Annotated in this window: 16 protein-coding genes and 1 pseudogene; 13 read left to right on the forward strand and 4 right to left on the reverse strand. The window is 41.7% G+C overall.

The features are described from left to right. The first annotated feature begins 67 nt into the window (after positions 1–67). From NYE35_RS03870 to NYE35_RS03885, 4 genes are all read left to right on the forward strand, one after another. On the forward strand, positions 68–1,084 hold the full coding sequence (locus NYE35_RS03870; RefSeq protein WP_076215003.1) for an ABC transporter substrate-binding protein: 1,017 nt from the start codon (positions 68–70) through the stop codon (positions 1,082–1,084). Further along, on the forward strand, positions 1,081–1,902 hold the full coding sequence (locus NYE35_RS03875) for an alpha/beta hydrolase (RefSeq protein ID WP_094902204.1): 822 nt from the start codon (positions 1,081–1,083) through the stop codon (positions 1,900–1,902). The genes NYE35_RS03870 and NYE35_RS03875 overlap by 4 nt, the downstream gene beginning before the upstream one ends. A 66-nt stretch (positions 1,903–1,968) precedes the next feature. Continuing rightward, positions 1,969–3,009, forward strand: coding sequence for a FecCD family ABC transporter permease (locus NYE35_RS03880; protein ID WP_094902202.1), 1,041 nt, complete (start codon positions 1,969–1,971; stop codon positions 3,007–3,009). Further along, a complete protein-coding gene (locus tag NYE35_RS03885) occupies positions 3,009–3,995 on the forward strand; it encodes a FecCD family ABC transporter permease (RefSeq protein ID WP_341120196.1) in 987 nt (328 codons plus the stop codon). Before NYE35_RS03880 ends, NYE35_RS03885 begins: the two co-directional genes overlap by 1 nt. A 76-nt stretch (positions 3,996–4,071) precedes the next feature. Here the strand turns inward: NYE35_RS03885 and NYE35_RS03890 are convergent, their stop codons facing one another. Continuing rightward, positions 4,072–4,611 (reverse strand): PadR family transcriptional regulator, encoded by a 540-nt coding sequence (locus NYE35_RS03890; RefSeq protein WP_076274712.1) that lies wholly within the window; start codon positions 4,609–4,611, stop codon positions 4,072–4,074. Between the two features lie 46 nt (positions 4,612–4,657). Beyond that, positions 4,658–5,845 carry a YhgE/Pip domain-containing protein gene (locus NYE35_RS03895; RefSeq protein WP_076276961.1) on the reverse strand — a complete coding sequence of 396 codons (1,188 nt, stop codon included), beginning with the start codon at positions 5,843–5,845 and terminating at the stop codon, positions 4,658–4,660. Between the two features lie 169 nt (positions 5,846–6,014). Between NYE35_RS03895 and NYE35_RS03900 the strand changes: the two genes are divergently transcribed. Next, positions 6,015–7,136: an NAD(P)/FAD-dependent oxidoreductase gene (locus tag NYE35_RS03900; RefSeq protein ID WP_341120198.1), complete on the forward strand. Its 1,122-nt coding sequence runs from the start codon at positions 6,015–6,017 to the stop codon at positions 7,134–7,136. 158 nt (positions 7,137–7,294) lie between these two features. Continuing rightward, a complete protein-coding gene (locus NYE35_RS03905; RefSeq protein WP_036684821.1) occupies positions 7,295–8,461 on the forward strand; it encodes a DUF4317 domain-containing protein in 1,167 nt (388 codons plus the stop codon). 73 nt (positions 8,462–8,534) lie between these two features. Here NYE35_RS03905 and NYE35_RS03910 read toward each other — a convergent pair whose 3' ends face one another. Then, positions 8,535–9,068 (reverse strand): NAD(P)H-dependent oxidoreductase, encoded by a 534-nt coding sequence (locus NYE35_RS03910; RefSeq protein WP_341120200.1) that lies wholly within the window; start codon positions 9,066–9,068, stop codon positions 8,535–8,537. A gap of 185 nt (positions 9,069–9,253) precedes the next feature. Between NYE35_RS03910 and NYE35_RS03915 the strand changes: the two are divergent. From NYE35_RS03915 to NYE35_RS03935, 5 genes and pseudogenes are all read left to right on the forward strand, one after another. Then, positions 9,254–9,502, forward strand: a pseudogene (locus NYE35_RS03915) (winged helix-turn-helix transcriptional regulator); the annotation flags it as partial. Then, complete coding sequence (locus NYE35_RS03920; RefSeq protein WP_076098716.1) at positions 9,484–10,053, forward strand: SF0329 family protein; 570 nt, start codon at positions 9,484–9,486, stop codon at positions 10,051–10,053. The pseudogene NYE35_RS03915 and the gene NYE35_RS03920, both read left to right, overlap by 19 nt. A gap of 113 nt (positions 10,054–10,166) precedes the next feature. Beyond that, a complete protein-coding gene (locus tag NYE35_RS03925) occupies positions 10,167–10,889 on the forward strand; it encodes an MBL fold metallo-hydrolase (protein WP_094902194.1) in 723 nt (240 codons plus the stop codon). Positions 10,890–10,939: 50 nt separating this feature from the next. Next, on the forward strand, positions 10,940–11,083 hold the full coding sequence (locus NYE35_RS03930) for a hypothetical protein (protein WP_176462594.1): 144 nt from the start codon (positions 10,940–10,942) through the stop codon (positions 11,081–11,083). A gap of 58 nt (positions 11,084–11,141) precedes the next feature. Next, positions 11,142–11,900, forward strand: coding sequence for a hypothetical protein (locus NYE35_RS03935; RefSeq protein ID WP_094902192.1), 759 nt, complete (start codon positions 11,142–11,144; stop codon positions 11,898–11,900). A 22-nt stretch (positions 11,901–11,922) separates the two neighbouring features. On the opposite strand, the gene NYE35_RS03940 is transcribed toward NYE35_RS03935, so the two are convergent. Beyond that, positions 11,923–12,864: an AraC family transcriptional regulator gene (locus NYE35_RS03940; RefSeq protein WP_094902190.1), complete on the reverse strand. Its 942-nt coding sequence runs from the start codon at positions 12,862–12,864 to the stop codon at positions 11,923–11,925. Positions 12,865–13,288: 424 nt separating this feature from the next. Between NYE35_RS03940 and NYE35_RS03945 the strand changes: the two genes are divergently transcribed. Beyond that, positions 13,289–14,308 carry a glycoside hydrolase family 88/105 protein gene (locus NYE35_RS03945; protein ID WP_076104109.1) on the forward strand — a complete coding sequence of 340 codons (1,020 nt, stop codon included), beginning with the start codon at positions 13,289–13,291 and terminating at the stop codon, positions 14,306–14,308. Between the two features lie 12 nt (positions 14,309–14,320). Beyond that, on the forward strand, positions 14,321–16,483 hold the full coding sequence (gene gnpA, locus NYE35_RS03950) for a 1,3-beta-galactosyl-N-acetylhexosamine phosphorylase (protein WP_094902188.1): 2,163 nt from the start codon (positions 14,321–14,323) through the stop codon (positions 16,481–16,483). The last annotated feature ends 53 nt before the right edge of the window (positions 16,484–16,536 follow it).

The following is a 16,536-nucleotide window of genomic DNA, read 5'->3' on the forward strand; positions in this document are numbered from 1 at the left end:
TATCTCTTATACACTCAATACTGAGAATGATTATTATTGAGAATATAGGAAAGAGGGAAGGTCTATCATGAAGGGGTTTAATACAAAAATAATAAGTTATGTTGTAATGGTTAGTTTATTATCCATTCTACTAACAGCTTGCGGCGGCAATAATACAGCGAATCAGCAAGCAACAGATACTCCAGTAACAACCAGTGAAACGAGTGCAACTGCAACGGATGAACCAACTGTACAAGAAACGGAAGTAGCGGCTAGAGAAGCGTTTGTAGTAACTGATCAAGTAGGCAATACAGTAAACATTCCGGGGACTGTACAAAAGGTGTATGCCCCTGGTTTAGAGGATTATTTAGTTACCCTTGGTGTAACCCCAGTAGCCCAATGGTCCACGGGTGAAAGACCGCAGCAGTATCTACAGGATACGTTAAGTGGTGTACAAGAAATCAGCTTCGCTAATGGTGTTCCCTCTCCAGAATCTGTAGTAGATTTGGAGCCGGAATTAATTATATTCCCCACTGCTTTTTATGCACAAAATGGTGTTTATGAAAACTACTCGCAAATTGCTCCAACTTACGTGTTTAAGAATGCACTCGGCAATGTAGTGGAAGCCACAGAAACGATTGCGAAATTGCTAGGTTTAGAGGATAAAGCAACAGAAGCTATTGCTGCTTACAATACAAAGCTGGAAGCAACTAAAGCACAGTTAGCCAGCGTTTCTGCCGGTAAAAAAGCAATTTATATTAATGCGAATGCTCGTGCGATCTTTTTAGTGGGTAACTTCCATTACGGGGGTTATGTGCTGAGTGAGCTAGGCTTTGCTCAAAGTGCTCTTGTAGAAGGTGAAATGTCCGCTGATATTTCGCTGGAAATGCTGTCTGATTTAGATGCTGATTATATTTTCATTAACGATAATGATGGTCTGGGAGATGCCTTCCTGGCAGACATTAAAGCTAGTCCTTTATGGAAGGCGCTGCCTGCAGTTCAAGCAGGTAAAGTGTTCGAGGTGGATGGCGATCACTGGAGATCCAGCGGATTAATTGCTTATCAAAAAACGATGGACGATATCGTAGCGTTCCTGCTGCCATGATTATCAAACCGTACGTAAAACCCAACTATGAAACGATGCTGATCACGAGTGAAGCTAATCATAAGGACTATGAAATCTTTATTGCTAAACCGTTGGATGAGCCTGCAAAAGATGGCTATGGTGTCATTTATGTACTAGACGGTAATGGGCTTTTTGAAACCGCTGCTGAAATCACCCGATTGCTAACACGTAAGCCTAAAGGCTATCCACCCGCGATTGTTGTTGGCATTGGTTATCCTGGAGGTGAGGCGTTTGATACCGTGCGTCGAACCTATGATTTAACCATGCCAGCCGAGCTCGCGAATTTACCGAAACGTCCCAACGGCGAGCCTTGGCCTGAATTTGGCGGGGCAGATGAACTGCTAGCTTTTTTTGAAAAAGAGTTAATGCCAGCCATTGCCCAGCGGTTCGTTATCAATAAGCAGAAGCAAGCATTGTTTGGTCATTCCTTTGGCGGATTATTTGTTCTGCATGCCTTATTTACACAACCTACCTTGTTTTCGCATTATATTGCAAGCAGTGCTTCCATCTGGTGGAATGACTACGCACTTTTAAAGGAATATGAGAGTTTTAAAGCTGATTTACACAGCAATACGTTAAGTCAGTTACCTAAAACACTTATGATTGCCGGTGGAGAAGAGCTGGATTATATGGTCAAGGATAGCTTGGATTTATGTAACAGCATGATGGCCTTACACCTTCCAAGCTTTGAAGTAAACTGGGCATTGCTTGAGCAAGAGGAGCATGTAAGTGTAATCTCGGGTGCGATTAGTCGGGCCGTCAAATTTTTGCTTACCACATCCTCTGACTTGCGTTAGAAATCATATTCGTTTGCATCTGAGCTGGCCCTTGGCTGGCTCTTTTTGTAAAGTGAAGGGAAAGGGTTGGAAACATTGGCCGCAAATGTTCAGAAATCACCACTAGCAGGAGAAAAAAAGTTCTCCTTTTTAATATTGCTAATCTTCATGCTCCTCCTATTAATAGGCGTATTAGTGCTTGCTATGGCCCTTGGCGCGAAAAAAATACCCTTCGCAGATGTATTCATGTCGATCATTGCTTTTGATGATAAGTCTTCTACTCATCAGGTGATCCAGTCGATTCGTTTACCCCGGGTACTTGCCGCTATGGCAACAGGCGCTGGATTTGCAGTAAGTGGAGCGATTATTCAAGGGATTAGTCGCAATCCTTTAGCCGATTCGGGGATTCTTGGTTTAAATGCTGGGGCCGGGGTCACGTTAGTTATTGCCATGGTTTTCCTGCCAACGATTTCATTCACAGGTACACTTTGGCTCTGTATTCTAGGTGCGGGATTAGGAGCGGGTTTAGTTTTTAGTGTTGGCCTATTAAGTAAACGAGGCATGACGCCTATTCGGCTTGTACTGGCGGGTGCTGCCATCTCTGCTATGCTAACTGCCCTAAGTGAAGGAATAAGTATCTTTTTTTCAGTGGCTCAGCAGGTGGCTTTTTGGTATGGAGGAGGTTTAAGTGGCATTAGCATGACCCATCTACAGCAAATGTTGCCTTGGATGCTTCTTGCGCTATTACTTGCCATCGTAATTTCAAAGTCGATTACTATACTATCTGTAGGGGATGAGACAGCGGAAGGGTTAGGCGTTAATATTAAACTTATCAAAAATCTTTCGCTTTTAGCCGCATTCATGTTAGCTGGGATTTCATGTGCTTTAGCTGGATCTGTAAGCTTTGTGGGCTTAATTGCTCCGCATTTGGTACGTTACATAGTGGGTGTGGATTATCGTTATATTATTCCATTATCCGCAATTCTGGGAGCCACCCTTGTTGTGCTTGCTGATTTAGTGGCACGTATCGTAAATGCCCCTTATGAAATCCCTGTAGGTGCTGTAATTGCGGTTATTGGTGTTCCGTTCTTTCTATATTTGGCACGTAAAGAAAGGCGGGAACTATAGTGAAGCTAAGATGGAAATTTATAATTATAGCAATCATTTTACTGCTAGGCTTTATATATAGTGTATCTACTGGTCAAAGCAGCTTAAACTTACAAGAGTTATGGCAAACCGTATTAGGAAAGGGAACACCGAGGCAGGAGCTTGTACTTTTTCAGTTCCGTATTCCACGTATGATCTTGGGTTTTCTAGTGGGTGGCGCGTTGGCAATAGCAGGAATGCTGCTGCAAGCCATAAGCCGAAATGCTTTAGCAGACCCGGGCATATTGGGGATAAATGCTGGTGCTGGATTATCCATGATGTTATTTTTGCTGTTACAAAATAGCTCAACCGGCTTACATACTTATGTTCAGCCACTGTACGCTTTATTGGGTGGATTTATCGTTGTCGCTCTATTATTTATGCTTTCCTATGATCGCAATCAAGGCATTATTCCCATTCGATTAATTTATACGGGTATTGCTGTTGCGGCTGCGATTAGTGCATTTATGATTGTGTTAACCTTCGTACTAGATCCTTCGCAATATCAGATGATTAAGGTGTGGCTGGCAGGGAACATAGGGAATAGTAATTGGAGTCAAGTGTATGCTATGCTGCCTTGGTTACTTCTTATTGTGCCTTTATTAATTCGGAATCATCTTATATTGGATGTGCTAAGGCTTAACGATCCTGTAGTCATTAGTTTAGGGGTATCTCTAAATAAATATCGTGTTTGGTTTTTAGTGTGTAGTGTCTTATTGGCGGCACCAGCGGTTGCTGTTAGTGGGAGTATTGGATTTGTAGGACTAGTAGTTCCACATTTAGTTAGACGACTCTTTCGTGGCCATAAAATAATGATTCCCGCATGTTTATTAATCGGTGGCGGATTAGTTGTTATTGCAGATGCGCTTGGTAAAATGGTGGTAGTCAATACTGAAATACCAGCAGGAGTGATCGTGGCTTTAATCGGTGCTCCATACTTTTTATATTTATTGATTAAAAGTGAATAATTGAAAAAAACTTTGCGATTGGTGCTGGATATAAAAAAGAATGCCTTGATTATGCTATAATCCAAGGCATTCTTTTTTATATAGTTTTTGTTTTCAGCTTTTCTAAAAGATCTTTCCACCAGTAAATAGATTGCTCTAGTTGAGAAGCGTAGTAGCTTTCCATGAAATCTACGACGTCACGGGTGGAGCTATCTACATCTATTTGCTGGTAAATTTGATTTAATTGATCTTTTTTTATACGTGACTGTTCAATTTTCTTCTCGATAATCGGGATCACTTTATCAGTCTCTACAAAACGAAGATTCACAAGAGCAACAATCATATCTGAAATAGATTCTGCATCTTCTATTACCTTATAAATTTTGAGCGGGAGTTGCTTGCGCCCTTTATCGGTAATGGAAAACACCTGTTTGTCTGGGCGATGTTCTTCTTTGATAATCTCTACCTGTTCAACTAAGCCCTGTTTCGTAAGGGATTCAAAATGATAATATAGTTTGCTTTCAGATAGATTTAGCAATGTATCAAATGGAATAGGGGTGGATAGTTCTTTTTTTAATTTATAAGGATAATTATTTTCATCCATTAACTTACTTAAGATATAAATTTGAATTGACATCACAGAACCCACTCCTAATTGTTGGCTAAACTCTATCTTACCAAACCTAGGCGGTTATTTCAGCTGTATTTTTAACTTCAACGGGCAGTATAGTTTCTTTAGTCACAGGTACAGGTTTATGAACAAACCGGACGATAACAATGTTAATCATCATAGCCCCGGCAAATACGCCTGCTAATCCCCATAAGAAGGGTGCTGGACTAATAGAACCAAACATTTGTGCCAAATAAGCTTGCACAGAATAATACATCGGTGTGATGCGGCCGAACCAATCGTATGGTGTATACATCATATCACGAGGCATGGTAGCACCATTGGCGATGGTTTGCATGAGCAGGATTGGAATATTTAAAACCATACCGCCTTCGCCAACTAGGAAGACCATAATCGCACACACGTTAAATGCAGCCATATACATTAGAATTTGCTGAGCAGCAACTGGTAACAGTAAGGATAGGTCTACATCTGCAACAGAGAAGGCAATGGTTAAAGCAACGACAGTTGATAATACAGCGATTAATAAAGCTGTGAGTTGAACGAACATAAACAGTTTTGTCTTGCTTGCTTTCCCGCGGTTCGCTTTAAAAGAAGCAACTAATTGCATGGAGGCAATCATTGCCCCAACATAACCAGCCATAGTTAAGAACATAGGTAGCATGTTGTTGTGCATGCCGTCCGGAACATCATTGATGACAACATAATTCCCGACATAACTATTTTCAATTTGTGTAGCCATTGCGGTGGCTTGTTCTTCTGGTACGTTAAAGTTCATTAACACACCTTTTGCGGTTTGCTCTGAGAAGTTCGCGCTTAATTGTTTGTTAATTTCCCCTACAACGGAAGACATGGCTGAAGATACCATGGTGGCAGAAGCTTCGTTGACTGTGAAATCAATACTTGCGGATACCTTACCGCTTTGAACGTTGGCGGAAAATTCTTCTGGAATATGGACAACTAGAGCTAACTTATTATGTTCTAATTCATCCATCGCCTTTTTATTCGATACATCGGTTTTTATCGTTTTGAATGGTAAGCTCTCCGAGAACTGACTCGAAATCTGAGCCCCATATTGACCGGCATCATCATTGACGATAGCAATTTTTAAATCATCCATGTTCCCTGGAAGTGCTGTATACCCTGGTAAGAAAATACCAAGCATCGCAATGGCATAGAACACACCCATAAAAATAGAACCAATGGCCCCTTTGGACTTCAAAAACTGTGAAAACTTCAACTGTATACCTTCTTTCTTCTGAATAACACTTTTATTTTAGTACTCCAATTAAAGTACTTTTAACTGAGTGAGATTTATAGTACGATAATTCATTATAAATGTCAAATTTAAGATACAATAGGTAAGTAGTGAATGATTAAAAAAATGAATAACTGAAGGGATTTCGAACATGAACAAGGTTATTGTAATTGGTGCAGGGATATTAGGGGCTTCAGCAGCTTATCAGCTAAGTAAGTTAGGTGCTGAGGTCATCATTATAGATCGTAAAGATGTTGGACAAGCAACAGATGCAGCAGCAGGGATTATTTGTCCATGGTTGTCTCAACGCAGAAACAAAGCGTGGTATCGTCTTGCTAAAGCGGGAGCAAGCTTTTATCCGGCACTTATTCAAGAGTTGGAAGAGGCTGGAGAAACCGAGACTGGATACGCAAAAGTTGGAGCGATATGTATCCATGAGGATTTGAAAAAGTTACTCGCGATGAAAGAAAGAGCGGAGCTGCGCAGAGAGGACGCCCCTGAAATAGGGGGACTTACGATGCTGACGGATCTTGAAGCGCAAGAGAAGTTTCCCTTATTGTCGGAAGGTTATCATGCGCTGCATGTATCGGGTGCAGCAAGAGTGAACGGACGTGAATTACGTGATGCTTTGCTAAGAGCGGCACAGCGTAATGGTGCGCAAATGATTGAGGGCGATGCTATTTTAGAGCATGCTGATCATGAAATTAAAGGGGTTAGCGTAGGAGAACAGACATTCACAGCGGATGAAGTGATTGTGTGCGCAGGGGCTTGGTCTAACGCTTTGCTTCATCCGCTTGGGATCATGCTCCAGGTGCGTTATCAAAAAGCTCAAATTATGCATTTGAAGCTTGCTCAACAAGCGAGTACAGAGCAATGGCCTGTGGTAATGCCGCCTACAGATCAATATATCCTTGCGTTTGCGGATCAAAATATCGTGGTAGGTGCTACTCACGAAAATGATGTCGTAGGTTATGATACTGCTGTAACCGCAGGAGGAATGCAAGAAATATTAAATAAAGGTCTGCAAACGGCTTCCGGTCTTGCGGATTGTAGCCTAAATGAGATAAGAGTAGGGTTCCGTCCTTTTACTGCAGATTTTCTTCCCGTGTTGGGCAGGGTTCAAGGATGGAATAAACTAATTGTTGCTAATGGACTAGGGTCATCCGGATTAACGATGGGACCCTTTCTTGGTGAGCAGCTAGCCAAGCTGGCCATGAATCAACAGGTAGATATTCCGCTTGAAGACTATGCATTAGAGCATGCGATTAATTGATTAGAACGAGCACGAATGGAGGGGAAGTCCAAACATTCACCGCAGTCACGTACTTACCTTAATAGAAAAATCTTAAGTTCAACTAATATAGCGAAGGTTTTTTTTATCCTTTATACTGAAAAGACCAATTAATCTTCCTAGGAGTTGTCTAACGAATCATGATAAAGAAAGAAGTCGCGCATATACGCAAGCAATTTAAGCTGGATCACGATTTAATGAGTATTTACGATATTCTCAACGTGTATATTATGAAGGAAAGCAACGAGATCTATCATTGGGAGCGCCAGCCGTTTGGAATGGTGGACAGAGAGAAGCAGGAGCTGTATATGGGCAATTTCAAAAAACTCCTGACCGGTGAACTGGATCAGAAATTGTTCGAGTTGAAGTTTCAAGCGGAAGCGGAGGAGCCAGCGCAGGTGATGCTTCATCAAGCTTTGGTGACAGGGGATCCGGATGAATGGCAGGACCTGATGCTGCTGTTGGTGGACAGAATGATGGCGGATACTCATTATGAACGGGATACGGTGATCACTTTCGTTCGCGGACAGTATTTCCGCCCGACTAAAGATAGAAACGATGAAGCCGAGGAAAGTGAGAAAAACGAACTATTCGCGCATCCTTTTATCCTATGCAGCGTGAATTCCACGGAGAAACAACGGAAAGCTCTCTTGTTTGATTACGTAGAGCGGGAGTTCAAGTACAATGTCATTGTAGATCCGATTGTCAAGTTAAGTACGCCGGAGCAAGGCTTCTTTTACCCAAGCGTGACGGACAATTATTCCGATGTGAACCGCATTCTGTATTGTACGGGGAAATCGAACTTCCCGGATCCGCATTTTGTCGGAGAGGTCTTGAATGCCGAAAGATCCAATACGGCTCTGGAAGAGAGAGCTATATTCGAAGACATCGTGAAGGAAGTGGCGGGCGAACAGCTTGATGCAACCACTCTCGCACAGGTGTACGAGGAGATCCATCAGGTCATCGAAACCAACGACGATAAGGAAGAACCTCCAATGCTCGATTATAGAGATCTGGAACGTGTACTGACGGTAAGTGGCGTAGAGAACGTGACAATGGAAAAAGTGGAACGGGCGTTTGAAACGATCGTTGACGATAAGCATTATGAGATGAAGGCGAGCAGCGTAATGCCGAAATTCACTACCAAATCGATTAAGATCGATACAAAGGTAGCTACGATTTCGGTCAGCCCGCAGGATTTAAAATATGTGAAGCAAGTGAATTATCATGGGAGACGCTGCATTTTAATTGAGGTTGACGAAGATGCCGTGATCGAAGGATTCACACTTACTACAGAGAATCTTTAGACCGCTTCAACAATGTTATGGGCTATCCTTAAAGTCTTTGAACAAGACTAAGGATAGCCCAATTTTTTTTGTATCAAATACGGTGATTAAAGATATATTCGATATATTCTTTTGCGCTAGTATTAATTTCTTCATCGCTGGCTTGAAATGAAGCTCCAAAAACAGCAAAGTACGGTAGGGCTTCTGCGCCTACATGTTTGGCACTGGCGTTAAAGGGTGCGATCACTTCGTCTACGGTAAAAGAAACAGAGCCCTCTGGCTGATAATTTTCTTTTTTATCACCGATGGACAGGGCCAGCCCTAACTTTTTCCCGTTAAGCTTGTCACCGTTTGATCCATAAGCCCATCCGTAAGCCAACACATCGTCAAACCATTTTTTTAATAGCGGCGGATAACTGTACCAATACAACGGGAATTGAAAGATCACATGGTCATATGCTTCCATTAGATTCTGCTCTCTAGGAACATTAATATTCCAGTCAGGGTACTCCTTATAAATCTCATGAAGGGTAATATCGTTGGGATATAATAGCAGTTCTTCTTTCCAGCGCTGGTTGACCCTCGAATTCTCAAGACCCGGATGCGCCAAAATCACTAGTGTTTTCATGATGAATCTCCATTCTCAGGCCTATATTATTTATGAATATTATTATTATCTTGCAGGTTGTAAAAAAAGAAAATACACACAATAAAGTAAGATGGTTACTTCGAGGTGTGTACTGGACTCAGAAAAAAATATATGCAACAATGAAGTTTTGAGTAAGCTTAATTTGATCATTTGAATTACAGCGTAATATTCAGGGCATCTCACAAAAGGTTCTGATCCAGCAGCTTCGTGAACTTGAGAGGGATGGGCTTGTCAAAAGATTCGTGTACCAGCAGATGCCGCCAAAAGTTGAATACAGCCTCACGGAATATGGCGTTACAGCCAATAAGATCGTGGATGTTATGTGTTCTTGGGGAAAAGAAAATATAAAAATAAGACAAAGACGAGGAGAAGAGATCGTCTTGTTGGAGGATACATGTCCTGGAGCAAATTAAAGCAACAACTGGAGAGTTTTCTATGTCCTGCGTTATCCGGCAAGGTTGAATATCGTGCAAGCAGTTACCGTTATTTACCTGATAAATCAGGGAGCTGTTATATTTCGGTAGATAAAAAGAACGTACTCAATATGAATGATAGAACTAACTCAATCAGATGGTATCAGACGGAGCAGGAGATTAAGAATGATTCGGAACTCCAAATTCCTGTCCACCCTGAAGACATTGAAGCGGTTAGAAAAGATAGTAAAGGGAACATCCCGGAGGATCGTCTAATAGTCATTGCAAGAAGCAGAAAGATATCAGAAGTTGCAAAGGAGCTTTTGTCAGCACAGACCTCATTAAGTAAATCGAATTTTATCGTTGTAGCTAATAAGTTTTTATCTACTTCTATAGAGGAAAGCATAGAGAGCGATGATATCTTATTGAATATTCTGGCTTTAGTGGACAGACGGGTTGGGAAAAAGCGGATTTTAAACATGAGCGAGAAGATCCAGTTAAAGCATCCGATTGTGCAATATTTTTATGAACTACGTCGTAGTACATTGTGAATATAACTAAAATCTCCCTTGCTCAATGGCACCTGCTTCATCCATTATAAATAGGTAATCATCTCCCCCATAGAGCGTATCTTTACCTGTATCCATAAAGGAGAGAAAATAGGATGGAACTCAAAAAAATAAATGACTCTATTTATTATTTGGAAAGTGTCCGAGAAACAGACAGACCTGTTTTGGGATATGTTGTAGGTGACAGCTTTTCAATAATGATTGATTGTGGCAATTCAAAATCGCATTTAGATGTCTTTATAAAGTGTTTGGATGATAACAATCTGCCACATCCCAAATATGCTTTGATCACGCACTGGCATTGGGATCATACCTTTGGTATGCATGCTTTTGACGGGGAAACTATAGTCTCTTCAGCAACGAATGAGGCACTAAAGCGCCTGAAAGAATGGGAATGGGATGAAGAAGCTGTTGTAAAGCGCTTAGAGACAAAAGAAGAAATAGCATTCGCCTATAACTGTATGAAAAAAGAATATGATACGTTTGATAAGATTAAGGTTAGCACAGGAAATATTATTTTCGAGAATGCTTTAACGCTGGATTTAGGGGGCACCACTTGCCAGATTATAAAGGTAGGAGGGCCACATGAAGACGATTCTTGTGTTGTATATATAAAAGAAGCGGGAGTATTATTCGCAGGCGATGCACATAGCGGGGATTATTATCATGGAGAAGGTAAAATTGATCCAATAAAAATGAAAGAATATATTGAGCTTTTATCGACTCTTTCATTTACTACGTATATCCCAGGGCACGACGCCCCTATGAGCAAGGAACAAATCATTCCCTTGTTAAATAGATTTTGTGAGGTCAAGTAAAGGCTAGCCTTATCACATAACAGCTTATTTTATTAGGCGACTTGTTGGGCATGAATCCGGTAGTGTACCGGACGCATGCCTTTTTGTTGTGCCTGATGGGGCAGTTCATAGAGGGGGCTTATTTGCGTTTATTGGGAAGCGGCGTTACGATTAACCATAAGCAGCCTTGCTTCAGACCCCTTCCGAGCTATTAGAAATCTTAGACGAATTATACATCGATGGCTGGGGACTTGTACAGAAAGGGAAACAGAAATGGATAAGAAAATAAGCGTAGAGAATCTAAAACTGACACCACAAAATGATACTTATTATATTGCTTGGAGTATCGGAGTCGATAAGAAGTATAAAAAGCATATGAAAAAAGAAATAAAGAGCCAACTCACAGACGTTCTAGGATCCATGACTCAAAATAATGCTGTGGAGGATATTTCAGTTTACAGTCATAACAAAACAGCCGAAAAACATGGAGAATTCATCATATGGGATTATCTTATCCTAATGCAGATCAAGGAAAAAGAAGATGCCGAAATCATTTTACCTAACTTAAAAAATGTGAATATACCTTTCGTGCTCGAAACAATCCGTATGGAGTTACTTGTAACTACAGCAAACAGTACGTACCCTACACCAGGGGAAGGCGCGCGAAAACGGCATGTAAAGCCATTTTATGCAATTGAATATGTCGATGTTCAGCCTAATCATTTAGATGAATTCCGGGACATAATGATTAACAATAACGGACCGGCAATGAAGTACATAATGGAGGAAGCGAGATGGTGTCATAATTTTTATGCATTAGAAACGCTGACTGTCTTCTATCATAATTCAAGTTATCCTACTTGGAACCAGATTCATGTCATAGGTTTGTATTTGGAATCAATTTTTCTTTATAAAAAAGATTTCTCAAAAGGGCTGGCAATCACCCACAGCATTTCATTTGAAGAAAACTTTGCGCAGTTAAAGAAGATAAGAATCATGTTATATAAAACGATCGGGAGAAAGATGATCTAGAATAGACCAATGGATAAATGGATCAAACCCACCCCGTAAACTCCAATATAGACGCTTTAGCGGATTGTGCTTCGGATTGTGCGCCTTTACGCCATTGTTTAGGTGAATCACCCATAAGCTTGGAGAAACATCGGTTGAAGCTGGATATGGACTGAAAACCGACTTGCTCAGAGATGGAGAGAATGGAATCGTCCGTACTTTTTAACTGCTTGCAGGCCTCTTCAATACGGGTACTGTTTAGGAAGTCGAGAGGTGCGGACCCCATAATCTCATGGAATTTCCTGCGGAAATGAGTGGTACTTAGGTGGCACAGATCAGCTAAAAAATCGATGGTAATCGGCATCATGTAGTTTTTAGTGATGTATTCCAGAACGGGTGAGATGACAAAATCGCCCTTCAGGCTATGCTCTGTTTCTTGATTAACCAAGGGCTCATTCCGGGAATGAATTCTAAGAAGCTCTATATAAAGCGATAATAATAAGCCGTAGGCACTTTCTTGATAGTAAGGATTTTTTTGCTTCAATTCCTCTACGACCGATGTCGCAAGGGTATAAACCTTGGGATGTTCCTCTTTGTTCAAAATACAGTTTGTTCCCTTTATTGCCCACAGATTCGGCTCAAAGTTGCTGTAAGCGCTCTTGAAGGATTGCTGAAAAAGATCCTCAGGCGAAAAAAAGATATAAGACCACAGACTGGCTTCATTCGGCGAACTATAAGTTGTATGAGGGAGATACCTAGGGATGAAGGTCACATCTCCGGCTTTAAAAGGCACAGATTCTCCTTTGATCTCCATGATGCCGCTATCCGAATGGCAAATGCCAATCTCCAAATGATTATGGAAATGCAGATGTTCACTTTTAATTTCAGAAATCTTCCAACGTTCACCGCTTAACAGCAAGATAGGAAAGTTTATCGGTAAGCTGTAGTGGCGGTATTCAATGACGGGCTTCTTTTTTCTGGGCATATTCTCAATACTCCCATTCTTATTACGTAGGTTGAGTAGATTATAGGTTAACGTTATATCAAATTCAACTATATAAAGAGAACTTGATATTATACAATTTGGGAAAAAAGTGGCGGAGGAGAAGTTTGGAACTGTAGGAGCGTTAGCGTCCGCCTTTGTCAGCAGATTTCCACCGCGAAGAGCGGTATAAAATCAAGAAATCTGCAGACAACAGCGGCCGGAAGTCCAAACATTCTCTGTAGTCACGGCCAATCCCGAAATATAAGAACTACTAGTTAATGGTTGAAATTGCACAGTTTAGTTATGAATATGCTTAGAATCAGACCATTTTACTACTTACAATAGAGTTAGTAAAGCGTTTACAATATGGGCGGACAGCTCTCAAGCGCCTTTGGGGGCGTGTGCGAAAGAGAGGAGAAACAAGATGCTTCAATTAACTTATGACAGAGAAGAGATTTTAAGGGTCACCGACAAAGTGGTCAGAAAAACAATGGCGATGGATTTAACATGGGACTGGCCTTGTGGTGTGGCTTATTATGGGGTAACCAGAGCTTATGAAACTACAGGAAATAAAGAGTATTTGGATATGCTTGTCCAGTGGGCAGATGAATATATCGAGCTGGGTCTGCCGGATTGGACAGTTAACACCTGTGCTATGGGCCATATGCTGATCACCTTGTATGAAGAAACTGGTAACCAGAAGTATTGGGATATTGTGATGAGCAAGGTGGATTATCTGCAGAACAATGCGCTTAGATTCGGAGATCATGTGTTGCAGCATACCGTCTCTATTTCTAATGATTTTCCAGAACAGGCATGGGCGGATACCTTGTTTATGGCGGCATTTTTCCTGCTCCGTGTAGGAAGCAAATTAAAGGATCAGGAAATGATCCAAGATGCCTTGAATCAATATTATTGGCATATCAAATACCTGCAAGATCCTAGCAGCGGGTTTTGGTACCACGGCTACAATAATGTGAAGCAGGATCACATGTCTGGACTATTCTGGGGCAGAGCGAATGCTTGGGGCGCATACACTATGTCGCAAGTTAAAAAGCTTTTGAAAGAATGGTATTTGTATCCGCAGTGTATGGACGTGGAATGTTCGCTGCGCGATCAGCTGGCCGCACTCAAGCTGGTGCAAACGGAGAACGGCCTGTGGCGGACTGTACTAGATGACGAGGAGTCTTATGAAGAAGTATCCGCGTCTTGCGGCATTGCGGCTGCTATGATCAATAACGGCAATCCGCTGCATACCAAATATGTGCAAAAGGCCCTGAAAGGTATTTTGAACAATATCAGTGAAGATGGACGGGTACTAGGTGTTTCTGGCGGAACAGCGGTTATGAAGGATCGGGAAGGGTACCGCAATATTCCAAAAGACTGGATTCAAGGCTGGGGGCAAGGCTTAGCATTAGCTTTTCTATCCGATATGCTTAAATAGGAGGGATCCAAGTTGTCTAAAAAAACAACGGGGGCCTTTACACTGCCGGGAGAATCCGGTTATGAGGCATTGACCCTGGAATTAGCTAAACGTTGGGGTGCCGATGTCATCCGTGACAGTGACGGCACACAGTTGTCCGATGAGATTATCAACGCAGGATACGGCATTTATTCTACAATCTGCATCATCAGAGATCATAACGAATGGGCGTCCCAGAATTCAGACAAGCTGCAGCAGAGCTTTTTAATAACAAATCCGAAGGTAGCGGTACAAGATTATTTATCCATCTATCTGATGGAGGATTTTTTTGCTGAACAATTCCGAGTGAATGATTCCAAAGAGGCGTTTAAGTACTGGCAGGTTTTTGACCGAACGACGGGCGAAGAGGTTCCAAGAGAACTGTGGAATTATGAGCGGGAATCGGGAAATGTAGTCATTACTGGAATTGCAACTTGGCATAAATACACAGTCAGCTTCATGGTCTATCGGATTTGGGAAGAGATCTCCATGTACAATCACACCACGAATCACTGGGAAAAAGAGCATCTGATGCAGATTGATCCCATCTATGTAGAAACGCAAAAATATTTACTCCATTGGATAGAAGATTGGTGTCATAAGCACAAGGAAACAACAGTGGTTCGATTTACCTCCCTCTTTTATAATTTCGCCTGGATCTGGGGCAGTGATGAGCGCAATCGCCATTTGTTCTCGGACTGGGGTTCATATGATTTTACGGTAAGCTCAAGAGCGCTTGATCTGTTTGCCAAGAAATATGGGTATTCGCTCACGGCCGAGGATTTTGTGAATGGTGGGAAATATCGGGTCAGTCATATCCCGGCGCAGCAGCGGAAGCTGGACTATATGGCATTTATCAATGATTTTGTCATCGAATTTGGTAAGCAATTAATTGATATTGTGCATAAGCACGATAAGCTGGCGTATGTCTTCTATGATGACAGTTGGGTTGGCATGGAGCCTTACAATGACCGTTTTGAGGAGTTTGGTTTTGACGGGATGATTAAATGTGTGTTCTCAGGGTATGAGGCAAGGCTTTGTTCTGGTGTAAAAGTAGATACCCATGAGATTCGGCTGCATCCCTATTTATTTCCGGTTGGATTGGGAGGGCTTCCTACGTTTATGGAGGGAGGTAACCCTACGCTCGATGCCAAAAAGTATTGGATTAATATCCGGCGCGCCTTGCTCAGAGAGCCTATAGATCGGATTGGACTGGGCGGATATTTGCATCTTGTAGAGCCTTATCCGGATTTTTGTGATTATATCGAAAAGATCGCGGATGAATTCAGAGAAATTAAAGAGCTGCATCATAAAGGCAAACCGTATCACATTAAGACGAAGGTAGCCATTTTACACGCTTGGGGTAAATTGAGATCGTGGACTTTATCCGGGCATTTCCATGAAACGTATATCCATGATCTGATTCATATCAATGAGGCTTTGTCCGGATTGCCGATTGAAGTCCAGTTCATTGATTTTGAAGATATCCGTCAGGGAGTATTACAAGATTGTGATGTAGTGATTAATGCCGGCTCGGCAGGTTCAGCATGGAGTGGCGGAGAATACTGGAGTGATCATAAGTGCGTGGACTTACTGACTGCGTGGGTTTATGAGGGCGGTACTTTTATAGGTGTCAATCAGCCTTCGGCGCTTGAAGGTTATGACAGCTTTTTCAGAATGGCCCATGTGCTTGGTCTGGATGAGGATACAGGCTCCAAGGTAGCTCATGGAAGATGGACATTTGAGGCTAGAGATGAGCAAGATTTAGTGCCTGAAGGAGCCAGCATAACACCTAAAAATAACATTTATCTTACGGATGGCTCGGCAGCGGTATTGTGTGAAAAGAGTGGGATGATAACATTGTCTGCCCATGCCTTTGGTAAAGGAAAGGGGATCTACCTGCCTTCTTTCACCTTAAGCTTTGAAAATACAAGATTGCTGTTAAATGTGATTCGTTATGCTGGGAATGAGTTAAAGGACACAAAGTATATTACGGATAATTTATATACAGAGTGTGCGTATTATCCACAAAGCAAAATACTCGTGGTGATTAACAATAGCGACCAGCTTCAAAAAACTACGATTGATACGGAATATGGACAACAAACGTTGGAATTAGATCCGTTTGATACTATTATCCGAACTATTGGCGATTAATTACATTAAAAAAGCTCAAGCCAGCGGCTAACTTGCCGATGCTTGAGCTTTTT

It is taken from the genome of Paenibacillus sp. FSL L8-0494 (assembly GCF_038003695.1).
GTDB classification, from domain to species: Bacteria; Bacillota; Bacilli; order Paenibacillales; family Paenibacillaceae; genus Paenibacillus_AQ; species Paenibacillus_AQ odorifer.

Excerpts from the sequence above, each read along its gene's own strand:
- NYE35_RS03910 (WP_341120200.1), bottom strand. The coding sequence starts at position 9,068 with ATGAAAACACTAGTGATTTTGGCGCATCCGGGTCTTGAGAATTCGAGG.
- NYE35_RS03925 (WP_094902194.1), top strand. The coding sequence starts at position 10,167 with ATGGAACTCAAAAAAATAAATGACTCTATTTATTATTTGGAAAGTGTC.
- NYE35_RS03920 (WP_076098716.1), top strand. The coding sequence starts at position 9,484 with ATGTCCTGGAGCAAATTAAAGCAACAACTGGAGAGTTTTCTATGTCCT.
- NYE35_RS03875 (WP_094902204.1), top strand. The coding sequence starts at position 1,081 with ATGATTATCAAACCGTACGTAAAACCCAACTATGAAACGATGCTGATC.
- NYE35_RS03870 (WP_076215003.1), top strand. The coding sequence starts at position 68 with ATGAAGGGGTTTAATACAAAAATAATAAGTTATGTTGTAATGGTTAGT.
- NYE35_RS03900 (WP_341120198.1), top strand. The coding sequence starts at position 6,015 with ATGAACAAGGTTATTGTAATTGGTGCAGGGATATTAGGGGCTTCAGCA.
- NYE35_RS03890 (WP_076274712.1), bottom strand. The coding sequence starts at position 4,611 with ATGTCAATTCAAATTTATATCTTAAGTAAGTTAATGGATGAAAATAAT.
- NYE35_RS03905 (WP_036684821.1), top strand. The coding sequence starts at position 7,295 with ATGATAAAGAAAGAAGTCGCGCATATACGCAAGCAATTTAAGCTGGAT.
- NYE35_RS03930 (WP_176462594.1), top strand. The coding sequence starts at position 10,940 with ATGAATCCGGTAGTGTACCGGACGCATGCCTTTTTGTTGTGCCTGATG.
- NYE35_RS03940 (WP_094902190.1), bottom strand. The coding sequence starts at position 12,864 with ATGCCCAGAAAAAAGAAGCCCGTCATTGAATACCGCCACTACAGCTTA.
- NYE35_RS03945 (WP_076104109.1), top strand. The coding sequence starts at position 13,289 with ATGCTTCAATTAACTTATGACAGAGAAGAGATTTTAAGGGTCACCGAC.
- NYE35_RS03935 (WP_094902192.1), top strand. The coding sequence starts at position 11,142 with ATGGATAAGAAAATAAGCGTAGAGAATCTAAAACTGACACCACAAAAT.